11 protein-coding genes are annotated in these 10477 nt (G+C 70.4%); 6 read left to right on the forward strand and 5 right to left on the reverse strand.

What is annotated here, in order from left to right; all coding sequences use genetic code 11:
• The 3 genes from H5J26_RS23760 to H5J26_RS23770 all read right to left on the reverse strand — a co-directional run.
• On the reverse strand, nt 1–1089 hold a 1089-nt coding region (locus H5J26_RS23760), incomplete at its 3' end, for a cation:proton antiporter (protein ID WP_181767991.1).
• A 75-nt stretch (nt 1090–1164) separates the two neighbouring features.
• Complete coding sequence (locus H5J26_RS23765; RefSeq protein ID WP_309238046.1) at nt 1165–1710, reverse strand: hypothetical protein; 546 nt, start codon at nt 1708–1710, stop codon at nt 1165–1167.
• A complete protein-coding gene (locus tag H5J26_RS23770; RefSeq protein ID WP_181767992.1) occupies nt 1707–1997 on the reverse strand; it encodes a helix-turn-helix transcriptional regulator in 291 nt (96 codons plus the stop codon). Before H5J26_RS23770 ends, H5J26_RS23765 begins: the two co-directional genes overlap by 4 nt.
• Before the next feature lie 436 nt (nt 1998–2433).
• Here H5J26_RS23770 and H5J26_RS23775 point away from each other — a divergent pair, with 436 nt between their 5' ends.
• The 3 genes from H5J26_RS23775 to H5J26_RS23785 all read left to right on the forward strand — a co-directional run bounded on the left by H5J26_RS23775 (nt 2434) and on the right by H5J26_RS23785 (nt 4821).
• On the forward strand, nt 2434–2982 hold the full coding sequence (locus H5J26_RS23775) for a hypothetical protein (RefSeq protein WP_235981007.1): 549 nt from the start codon (nt 2434–2436) through the stop codon (nt 2980–2982).
• Nucleotides 2983–3187: 205 nt separating this feature from the next.
• Nucleotides 3188–3862 carry a hypothetical protein gene (locus H5J26_RS23780; protein WP_181767993.1) on the forward strand — a complete coding sequence of 225 codons (675 nt, stop codon included), beginning with the start codon at nt 3188–3190 and terminating at the stop codon, nt 3860–3862.
• A gap of 17 nt (nt 3863–3879) precedes the next feature.
• On the forward strand, nt 3880–4821 hold the full coding sequence (locus H5J26_RS23785; protein WP_181767994.1) for a transporter substrate-binding domain-containing protein: 942 nt from the start codon (nt 3880–3882) through the stop codon (nt 4819–4821).
• Between the two features lie 21 nt (nt 4822–4842).
• Here the strand turns inward: H5J26_RS23785 and H5J26_RS23790 are convergent, their stop codons facing one another.
• The gene (locus H5J26_RS23790; protein ID WP_181767995.1) at nt 4843–7647 is read right to left on the reverse strand and encodes a LuxR C-terminal-related transcriptional regulator; all 2805 of its coding nucleotides are present in this window, start codon (nt 7645–7647) and stop codon (nt 4843–4845) included.
• 301 nt (nt 7648–7948) lie between these two features.
• Between H5J26_RS23790 and H5J26_RS23795 the strand changes: the two genes are divergently transcribed.
• Together H5J26_RS23795 and H5J26_RS23800 are read left to right on the forward strand one after the other, a co-directional pair.
• Nucleotides 7949–8185 carry a hypothetical protein gene (locus H5J26_RS23795; RefSeq protein WP_181767996.1) on the forward strand — a complete coding sequence of 79 codons (237 nt, stop codon included), beginning with the start codon at nt 7949–7951 and terminating at the stop codon, nt 8183–8185.
• A 354-nt stretch (nt 8186–8539) separates the two neighbouring features.
• Nucleotides 8540–9442 carry a S1 family peptidase gene (locus H5J26_RS23800; RefSeq protein WP_419183842.1) on the forward strand — a complete coding sequence of 301 codons (903 nt, stop codon included), beginning with the start codon at nt 8540–8542 and terminating at the stop codon, nt 9440–9442.
• On the opposite strand, the gene H5J26_RS23805 is transcribed toward H5J26_RS23800, so the two are convergent.
• Complete coding sequence (locus H5J26_RS23805; protein WP_181767997.1) at nt 9421–9579, reverse strand: hypothetical protein; 159 nt, start codon at nt 9577–9579, stop codon at nt 9421–9423. The two genes, H5J26_RS23800 and H5J26_RS23805, sit on opposite strands and share 22 nt — an antisense overlap.
• A gap of 29 nt (nt 9580–9608) precedes the next feature.
• Here H5J26_RS23805 and H5J26_RS23810 point away from each other — a divergent pair.
• Nucleotides 9609–10477 (forward strand): SDR family oxidoreductase (locus H5J26_RS23810; RefSeq protein WP_181767998.1); only part of this gene is annotated, 869 nt, incomplete at its 3' end.

Raw genomic sequence — 10477 nt, forward strand, 5'->3', positions numbered from 1 at the left:
GTCCACGGCACGGATCAGGTACGGCGTGGTGTTGATGTACAGCAGCCGCGTGCCGATCACCGCACCGACGACGGCGGCGGCGAGCAGGCCCGCCTGCCCCGGGCTCATCGTCCGCAGACCGAGGACGGCACTGGGCAGTTGCACGCCGACGAGGACGAACAGCGAGTTGTTGAGCAGGAAGGTCACGACGCGCCAGAACGCGAAGGTCTGGACACGGCTCCGCGCCTCGATCAGCAGAGGACTCTCATGGCTGATGATCAGGCCGCACACGACGACGGCGAGGACGCCGGAGACGCCCGCAAGCTCCGCCGGCAGATAGGCGGCGAAGGGAGTGAGCAGGCTCAGCCCGCTCTCGACGGCGGAGTCGTGCAGCCGGTGCCGTACGGCGATGACAAGCAGCGCGACCGCGGCGCCGATGCCGATCCCGCCCGCGTAGCCGAGTGCGAACTGCCCGATCACGGGCCCCCATGCGAATGACGTCTCGCCGATCGCGATCTCGACGGCGACCGCGAACAGGACCAGCGCCGTGCCGTCGTTGACCAGACTCTCGGCGCGCATCGTCGTGAGGAGCCGCCGCGGCATGCCGCGCGCCACGCTCGCCACCGCCGTGGCATCGGTGGGGGCGAGGACGGCGCCGAGCACGAAGGCGATGGGCCAGGCCATTCCCAGTCCGTGCGCGGTGCCCGCGACGGTCAGCGCCGTCGCGAGGACCAGGCCCACCGAGAGCAGGACGATCACGCGCAGGTTGGCCCGGATCTGCTGGAGGGAGATCGACAGGGTCTCCGCGTACAGCAGCGGCGGCAGGAAGAGGAGCAGGACGACGTCGGAGGGCAGGTGCACGGAGGGGAAGCCGGGGATCGTCCCGATCAGCACTCCGCCCAGGAGCAGGAACACGGGCTCGCTCAGGCCCAGTCGGCGAGCCGCCCAGCTCAGGGCGAGTACGGCGGTCAGCAGGACGACGACGACCTCGAGTCCCTTCATCGTGCCGTCTCCCGTTCCGTAGCCGCGCCTCGCGGATCCCATGCTCGCGGCACCGACGTCGAATGCCCGCCAACCTCGCGGCAGCACGTCGGTTGTGTCTGCTGCCATGAGGCCGGCGGGCATCCTTGCGGGTGGCGGCCCTGGCGGGCCCCCGAGGCCGTCCCGGGACGGTAGGGCTTGTGCTCAGGCTCGGTCGGGGAGCGTGGCGTTCATCGCCGTCGCGTCGTCGGGTACGCGCACGACCGCGATCCAGAGCGGCAGCAGCCAGTGGAGGAGCATCACGGCGAAGCCCGTGACAGCCAGTGGTGTGGCGAGCGTGTCGAACGATTCGCGGGAGACGTCCGCGATGACGAAGCCGGCGAGCGCGGAGACCATCGCGCCGAGAGTGGCGCGGTGGGCGAGGGCGTGCACGGTGTTGCGTTCGGTCAGTTGACGCTCGTCCAGGACGCGGGAGCGCAACTCCAGCAGCCCGTCGGTGCTGGAGTTGAGGATCCCGGTGACGGGCATCCACATCACCAGGGCGACGGCGAGCACGGCGACCCACCATGCCCGGTGGGAGACGAAGAGCATGACCCCGCTCGCGGCGGCCGCAGTCGTGAGCGCCACGTGCAGGGTGACGAAAGAGTTGCGGGACGCCTTCGTGGCGTGAAACCGCTTGATGCGCTGGTTGTTCATCGTCTTCAGCATCCAGGCGTCGTGTCGCGTGGGCTGCTTGTCGGAATCGGTCACGTTCGCTTCCTCCCCGTCGGTCCGGTCTTCCCGGATGCGGTCGTGCGTCGGCTGCCGTAGATCTCGTCGGTGAGCGGGCGGAACGGCTCCAGTGAGAACAGGGCCTCCACCGGCAGTTCGAAGTACGCGGCGATGCGCAGCGCCAAGTCCAGGCTGGGGTTGTACTGCCCGCGTTCGATGTAGCCGACGGTCTGGTAGTGCGCGCCCACGGCCTCTGCGAGGTCTTGCCGGCTCACTCGCCGCTCCGCTCGCACCACCGAGAGTCTGTTGTGCACCTGCTCGCTCATGTAGCACTTCTACTACATTTCTGAGCAGTCGGCAAACAGTGTGGAGGGTGAGGAGTGCCCGCCCTCCCGGCTGAGGGGCGGCCGGTCCCCGCAGCCGATCCCGCGTCTGTGACGCCCCGCGCGGAGTCCGTCGCGTCCTCCACCGGCAAGCGCTCAACTGCGCCTGATCCCGGCTGAGTTGAGGGGTTGTTCCACCGTGCGGCGGGTGCCGGGGACCCGCGCGGCCCGCGCCTGCGCCGGATACGGGCGGGGGAGGGGGTTTCTTGCGTATCCGTAAATCGCCGGACCCGTATAGGCGTGCACCGAATCCGTGAGTAGCTTCCTCGCGATCGGTCGAAAGGGCTTGCGCTTCGGGCCCGAGGAATCTCGCGACGGTGTCCACGACCGGCTCCGTGCCGGCTCGGGTGCACGTCGCCCCCCACAGAGGAGACTTGTCATGCCCAAGCTAATGCGAAGACTGTCCGGGGTCGCCGGCCTGCTGTTCGCCCTGGTCTTCGCCTTCCCGGTGTCGGCCAGCGCTGCGGACATCAGCGTCTCCGAACGTCCCGCCGCCCAGTCCGCACAGCTCGCGGGCGAAGGCGTCACAGCAGACGGCTTCAAGACCGGCGACCTCACCGACGCCGCAGCTCCGGACGCCAAGGACCGCGACGCCCGGGTGCCCGCCTGGAGCTACCACATCACCGCTTCCTGCAGCGGCTACGAGGGCTCGATCCGTCAGGGCGCCGGCTTCTGGGGCAGCGGCACCGAGACGGCCTCCAGCGGCACCCCGGTGGAGTGCACCGGCGGTTACGTCGAGGGCTGCGGCGGCGGCAACGTCGTGGGCTGCAACTGGGGTCAGGGCCAGCGCATCATGCTCTCCACGATGGTGAGCGACTTCGGTCTGCTCTCCGCGCACGAGTTCGGCCACAACTGGTACGGGCACTCCGACCCGGGTTGTGCGAACTGGGCGAGCGCGTACGAGGTCATGCGACCGACCATGTGCTGAACGGGCTTCAGCAGGGGCGGGCCGGACGCGTACGCGTCCGGCCCGTTCGTGCGTCCCGCGTCGTCCGGGCTGTCGTCGGCACGGCCCCCACGCATCACGCCGTAGTCGCCAACTCGCTTGTATTCGACGGCAATTGACGCCCACGGGCGCCTCGTCCCCATGGCATCCTTGTCCCTTGCACATGATTCGCGCCGGGGGGTGTCGCATGGATGCGCGGACGACGTCGTCGCCGGAGGGCGGCGAGAGCGGGGGACGGCCGGAGAGCGCGGACGACAAGCGCTACATCCGGACGCTGACCGCCGTCTACGTGACGCTGCTGCTCACCGCCTTCTCCGTGGCCGTCTGGGCGCAGCGCGTCGAGCACGACTTCACCGCGGCCGCCACGGCTCTGGGCGCCGTGTTCCTGCTCGTGCCCACCGTCGAGGTCGTCGCCAAGCGGGACGACCGCCGCGACGCCACGCAGCACAGGCTGGCGTTCCTCAAGGCCTTCGGCATCGCAGCGGTGCCCACGGTCCTCGTATGGCTCGTACTGGCGGCGCTCCCCGTGGACGTGACGGACCGTACGGAGCTGAAGAACGCCACCCTCCGTTCCGGGACCACCGCTCAGCTGACGGTCGACTCCGCACCGGACGGCGACGAACTGAGAGTCACCCTCGAAGTGCGGGAGGCCGCAGCGGGAGGCACCTCGTGCATACCCGGTGGCGAGCTGAGGTTCGACGGCCAGGACCTCGCGGAGCCCGTGACCGTCGAGACGGACGACGAACTCACCACGACCCTGCCCCTGGACGCCGCCGGCCCGGGCGTGTCCGCCGACATCACCCTGCTCGCAGCCGAGGGGTGCGAGGTGACGCTCGTCCGAAAGCAGGCCAGCTACCGGTGACCCATGAGGAGAATCCGATGACTTCCCACGCCCGGCGAATTCCCGCCGCCCTCTTGTGTCTTGCGAGCCTGGCTCTGACCGCGGCGACCTGCTCGCCCGACCCCGCCCCGGACCCCGACGCCGAGTCCTCCGCTTCGCAGTCGGCCTCCTCGATCTTCGACGGGCCCTCGGTGAAGGTGGCCGTGAAGAAGGGGCAGCCCGGGTTCAACACGCGCAGCGGTGAGGAGTACGAGTACGCGGGCTTCGAGACCGATCTGCTCAACTCGCTCGCCGACGAGATCCCGTTCAAGGAGTACGCGCAGGACATCCCCTCCTTGAAGCGCGAGGAGATCCTGCGCGACGAGGGAGCGGACCTGGTCATCGCGACCTACACCATCACCGAGGCGCGCGACGAGAAGGTCGACTTCACCGCTCCGTACATGAAGACGTACCAGGGCGTCCTGGTACGCAAGGACGAGGACCGGATCAAGAAGCTCGACGACCTCAAGGGGATGAAGGTCTGCAGCGCCTCCGGCTCCACCTCCGACCCCGGCAGCGTCGAGAGCGAGGAGGCCAAGGAGGCGATCAGGAACGGACTGGGCGTGGGTGTCGACCCCGGCCTCCGCAAGGACTACAAGACGTGCGTGAAGGAGCTGGCGAAGGGCAACTTCGACGCCGTCTGGACGGACAAGATCGTGCTGGAGGGCTTCGCGCACCAGGCGCCGTACGACAAGGACGTCAAGATGCTCGAGGACATCACGATCGGCCAGCGCCAGCTCTACGGCATCGGCCTGCGTGAGGGCCACGAGGCGGACTGCCGGAAGCTGAACAAGGCACTGAAGAAGTTCCTCGACACCCGGTGGCGCCTGACCTTCCAGCAGCACTTCCCGGCGCTCGCCGAGGGGGACTTCGAGCAGAAGTACAAGCCTTCGGACGCGGAGTTCGAGGACTACAGGGCGACTTCCTGCGGCGGGAGGTGACCGGCCCGGGGAGTCCGGCGGTCAGACGGTCCTGGCGGCCTTGTCGTCGTCGCGGCCGGTGCCCATGCGTGCCGCCAGCTCCGCAAGCCCCTGACGCGAGTTGACGCCGAGCTTTCGCATCGCCCGCGCGATGTGCTGCTCCACGGTCCGCGGGGAGAGGTGCAGCGTCGCGGCGATCTCGCGGTTGGTGAGCCCGGTGGCGGCCAGGTCGGCGACCTCCTCCTCGCGTGGGGACATACGTTCCGCGTACGAGGGCCGGCCCGGAGGGCGCCGCTGCGCCGCCGGGAGATGCGCGCGAAGCATCGCCCGTACGCGCGTGGCGTCCCAGACCGCACCGAGATCGGTCAACTGCTGGACGCAGGCGCTGAGTTCGCGTACGGCCTCGTCCACCTCGCTGCCCAGCAGCAGCGCACAACGGCCGGCGCACTCGGTCATGAGCGCCTGGGCGTAGGGGTGGGGGAGGCGGGAGTAGGCGTCGGCGGCCTCCCGGAAACCCTTCAGCGCCCCGCCGAGGTCTCCCTCCGACTCGGCGACGACGGCCCGGCACCACAGCAGGGCGGCCGACGCCGAAGGAGCGTCCCGCCCTTGCAGACCGGCGGCGAACTCCGCGACCAGATCACGCGCCGACTGCGGTGCCTTCGCACGCACATGGGCCTCCACAGCCCAGGGAGCGAGCTCGGCGCCCCATACCCACACACCCTTCCTGCCCAGCCACTCCCAGGCCGAAGTGGCGGCCGAGGAGGCGGACTCGACGTTCTGGCGGGCCAGCAGGAGGCGTATGCGCGCACCCGCCGCCGTGGCGGCGAGAGGAGCGGCTTCGGAAGTCTCCGGTGTGGCGTCACTTCGTGGCAGCCAGTTCTGCGCGGTCGCCCATTCGCCCTTCGCCAGAGCCAGCAGGGCGAGGACGACGCGTGCGTCGCCCGCGGTGCCCTCTTCGGCCACCAACCCCGTGCACCGTTCGGCGAGCCCGTCCCACCGGCCGGTCAGCCAGTCGCGGAAGAGAGCGGTGCCCCGGCCCACCCGTTCGAGGAAGGGCGCACCGCTCCGGGCGGCCAACTCGACGCCCTCCTGGAGCAGTTCGTCAGCGCGGCGGTAGTGGCCCAGGTACACGGCGCCGTTGGCGGTGTTGCACAGCCCTCGCGCCACCTGCTGCCGGTCCGCCCGGCCGGTGCACTTGCGCGGCAGTCCCCTCACGAGCCGCCAGGCCTCGGGATCACCGGCGTTCATCAGCACGGTGGCCCGGCAGGCGTCGACCGCCGTCCGTGCGGTGCCGTCCCGCGAGGCGGCGGCGGCCTCCTCCGCGCGCAGGAGCCACCGCAGGTTCTCCTCCAGGGAGGCACCGGGGAAGAAGGGATTGGCCAGAGCCGCCATCGCCCGCGCGGCGAGTGCGGGCTGCACCGCCAACTCGACGGCGGCACGGCGCAGTTCGGCACGCCCCTCGTCGAAACACCGCTTCTGGTTGTGCAGCAGCAGGCCGAGTTCGAGCCGTATCTCCCCGCGGGCCGTCGCGGGCAGCGTCGGGTCCTCGACGACTCTGCGCAGCACCTTGACCGTGCCCTCCGAGCGCAGCCCGAGCACGGCTCCACGCGCCAGCGTCAGAGCCAGCCGCCCCCGCTTCTCCGGCGGCAGACCGCCCACGCCCAGCACCTGTTCCAGCAGCGCCACGGCCGCCTCGTCCTCGCTGACGCTGCCGTCGCACTCGGCGACGCGTTCGGCGGCCCGCAGCCAGTCCGCCGTACGTCCGCCGCCGCGCCAGTGCTGTGCGATGCGCGCCCAGGACACCGGCTCGCGCACCGCCAGCATGGCCGCCGCCCTGTGGTGCATCCGCTCCCGCACGGGACCGGGCAACTCGTCGTAGACGACCGAGGCTTCGAGAGGAACGGCGAAGCCGTACCGCCCCTGCTCGGTCTCCCGCAGGCTCGAACACTCCAGTGCGGCGACCAGCGCCTCGTGCCCGCCGTCCTCGCACAGTCCCGCCACGGTCGAGAGCTCCTGCGCGCTCGCCGCCTCACCCAGCACGGCGGCCGCCCAGACGATGGGACGGTACTGGTCGGGCAGTGCCCCCGTCCGCTCGTGCACCGACTCGGCCAGCCGGACGGGCACCCCCGCCTCGTCGACGTCCCCGGCTCTGAAGTGCTCCCGGTCGCCTCCGGTGTCGCGCAGCGTGCGCAGCAGGTCGACGAGCACCTGCGGTATGCCGCCGGAGCGGCGGTGCAGCCGTGCCACGAAGTCCCGCGGGCACCGCTGCGCCCCCAGCAACTCGCCCGCCACACCGCGTACTTGCTGCTCGTCCAGGGGTTCCAGATCCCGCCGTGTCACCGACAGGTGCGCCGGGTAGTCCACGGCGCGCCCCAACGGCAGCCCGGCCCGTGCCAGTTGCCCGGGTCGGTAGGTCAGCACCGCCGCGAACCGCTCCGGCGGCTCCGCCAGCAGGCCGCGCAGCAGGCGGAGGCAGTGCTCGTCGGCGTGATGGACGTCCTCCGCGACCAGCAGTACGGGACGCACCGAGGCGAGTGAGGCCTCAAGGGCCTGGCAGGAGGCGGGGCCGACTCCCGCCGGCACGGCGTCCGTCGACGGATTCGCCCTCACGCGGCCCGCGGCAGCGGGGGAGTCAGGGCTGACCGGTCCCGCCACGGAGACCTTGCCCGAGGCCCGGAAGGAGGCGACCAGCCGTGTCACCGCCCTGGCCTGCGGCGACTCCAGAAGCTTCCGCACCAGCGTGCTCTTGCCCATGCCGGCGGCCCCGGAGACCAGCAACAGCGCGGGCTGCCTTCCCGCGTCGGCCACCGCGCACGCCAACTGCCGTTCCCACGCCCGCTCGCACACGTGTGGCCGCTCCTCGCACTCGCCACGAACTCCCCGTCGCACCGAGCCGTGTGGGAAGGACGCGCACACCACCGACCGCCGGTGCCCGCTGCTTATCACGTATCGGCGAGTACGGACAGAGGCCGCATCCTTCACGAGCCCGACCCGTCCCGGCCTGTCGGGGTACGGCCCCGAGGATTGCAGGGGGCCGTCCCGGAGATCCCCCCGAGGCCGCGCGTGGGCAGTTGAACTGCGGTCCGGCACCTGCCAGGTTCCTGATCACAGGGCGTTTGGTGACGATCGGGAAGGCAGGTGGCGAGCGATGCCGGAGGAGCCGGGAGTCCGGGAAGTGCGGCTCGGCATCCATGCCACGGCGCAGCAGGCGGAAGAGATCAAGGAACGCATCGTCCGGATGCTCTGCCCGGACCCTGAACACGCTCCTCCGTGCCCGGTCCCGTGGTCGGTCTCCCTTCTGGACCTGTCGGGTCCCGAGGACGCCGACGCCTACCCGGAGTTGGTGGAACAGGCCCGTATCGAGGGCCGCCGGAACCACTCCTAGGACACTCCGCGTCCGGCCCTGCCGCGCCCTCAACTCCGCGCGGGAGAGGGACCGTTCACGCCGGATTCAGGACTTCGCAAGATCCTTTCCGTCTCGGGAGGGATGCATGGCAAAGGCATCTGTCCTGGGAGTTGTCTGCTTCTCCCCTTATCAGCTGGATCAAAGTGACATTTCGTCCCCGCATTTGAAGTTTCCCTTTTTCAAGTCCGAAACAGAGTCTTGCGCGGACGGGAGAGACCGCCGAATACTCCACCCCAGCGCTTGTCAGGGACACGGCGGTTATGTCGTCGTGCCGCCCTGCTGCGCCCCTCGGGCCCCACCCCAAGGGCCCCCGTTCTCCTACTGGAGGAATCAGTGAGGATCACGCGCACTACCCCCCATCGCACCCTTGCGAGACGCGCGCGGCTCATAGCTGTAACGTCCGGCCTCGCGGCCGCCGCCGCCCTCGCCTTCCCGGCCGGCAGCGCCACCGCCGCCGAGCCGGCCCCGACGAAGTTCAGTGCCGCGGCCCTGAACGACGCGACGGACGCCCTGCGCACCGCCCACGTCGGCGGCGCCGCCTGGTATGTCGACAAGAAGGCCGACAAGGTCGTCCTCACGATCGACAAGACGGTCTCCAAGGCCGACCTGGCGAAGATCAAGAAGGAAGCCGGCAAGAACGCCGGTGCCCTCGAGATCAACCGGACGCCCGGCAAGTTCAGCAAGCTCATCGCCGGCGGCGAGGCCATCACCACCGGTGGCGCCCGCTGCTCGCTGGGCTTCAACGTGCAGGACGGCGCGGGGACCAAGTTCGCCCTGACCGCCGGTCACTGCACCAACATCGGCAGCTCCTGGAACATCGGCACCACGGCCGGCAGCAGCTTCCCCGGCAACGACTACGGCATCATCCAGCACTCCGACCCGGGTGCGGCTGACGGTCGGGTCTCCCTCTACAACGGCTCCTACCAGGAGATCACCGGTGCGGCCGACGCCTCCGTCGGTCAGTCCGTCCAGCGCAGCGGCAGCACCACCGGTGTGCACGGCGGCAGCGTGACCGGTGTGAACGCCACCGTCGACTACGGACCTGACGGAATCGTCACGGGCATGATCCAGACCAACGTCTGCGCCGAGCCCGGCGACAGCGGCGGCGCCCTCTTCTCCGGAGAGACCGCTCTGGGCATGACCTCCGGCGGCAGCGGCAACTGCTCCTCCGGCGGTGTGACCTTCTTCCAGCCGGTCACCGAGGCGCTGAGCGCCTACGGCGTGAGCATCATCTGAGCCCAGGGCTCTGCTGAGGTGTGGAAGTCGGCCTGTACGGCCCCCCGTTGGGGGTCGTGCAGGCCGACGTCGTGTGTGAGGGACGCGGCCGCACCGCAAAGGTCGCCGCTCCCGGCGATCTCGTGAGACCGTGCCACCCCGTGCTCCCCGGCGAAGAGGTACACGCATGGCACAGACAGTGGTCATCACCGGAGCCAGCGCCGGGATCGGCCGCGCGGCCGCCCGGATGTTCGCACTCCGCGGTGCGGACGTGGTGCTGCTCGCGCGCGGCCGTGCCGGTCTGGCCGCCGCGGCCGACGACGTGGAGGAACTCGGCGGCCGGGCGCTCGCGCTTCCGACCGATGTGGCCGACCACGCCCAGGTCGAGGCGGCGGCCGACGCCGCGGAGGAGACCTTCGGGCCCATCGACGTATGGGTCAACTCGGCGTTCGCCTCCGTCTTCTCCCCCTTCATGGAGATCGCTCCCGAGGAGTACGGACGGGTCACCGACGTGACGTACCTGGGTGTCGTGCACGGCACGCGAGCGGCGCTGAAGCGGATGGTGCCCCGGGACGCGGGAGCGATCGTGCAGGTCGGATCGGCCCTGAGCTACCGCTCCGTGCCGCTCCAGTCGGCGTACTGCGGGGCCAAGCACGCGGTCAACGGGTTCACCTCGAGCGTCCGCACGGAGCTGCGTCACCGGCGCAGCGGGGTCCACGTGACGACGGTGCAGATGCCCGCGGTCAACACCCCTCAGTTCTCCTGGGTGCTCTCGCGGCTTCCGCAGCATCCGCGGCCGGTGCCGCCGATCTACCAGCCGGAGGTGGCGGCCCGCGCCATCGTCCACGCGGCGGACCATCCACGCCGGAAGCAGTACTACGTGGGTGCCTCCACGGTGGCGACCATCTTCGCGGACAAGGTGGCACCCGCCCTGCTTGACCGCTACCTGGCCCGGAACGGCTTCGCCTCCCAGCAGGTCCCCGACGAGTTCTCCGCCGGCCGTACAAGCAACCTCTGGCACCCCGCGGACGGCGACGCGGGCGGCGACCACGGCGC

It is taken from the genome of Streptomyces albidus (ex Kaewkla and Franco 2022), assembly GCF_013870515.1.
Taxonomy (GTDB): Bacteria; Actinomycetota; Actinomycetes; order Streptomycetales; family Streptomycetaceae; genus Streptomyces; species Streptomyces albidus.

Bases quoted from the DNA above. Each gene is read 5' to 3' on its own strand.
- H5J26_RS23770 (WP_181767992.1), bottom strand. From the start codon at position 1,997: ATGAGCGAGCAGGTGCACAACAGACTCTCGGTGGTGCGAGCGGAGCGG.
- H5J26_RS23775 (WP_235981007.1), top strand. From the start codon at position 2,434: ATGCCCAAGCTAATGCGAAGACTGTCCGGGGTCGCCGGCCTGCTGTTC.
- H5J26_RS23780 (WP_181767993.1), top strand. From the start codon at position 3,188: ATGGATGCGCGGACGACGTCGTCGCCGGAGGGCGGCGAGAGCGGGGGA.
- H5J26_RS23785 (WP_181767994.1), top strand. From the start codon at position 3,880: ATGACTTCCCACGCCCGGCGAATTCCCGCCGCCCTCTTGTGTCTTGCG.
- H5J26_RS23795 (WP_181767996.1), top strand. From the start codon at position 7,949: ATGCCGGAGGAGCCGGGAGTCCGGGAAGTGCGGCTCGGCATCCATGCC.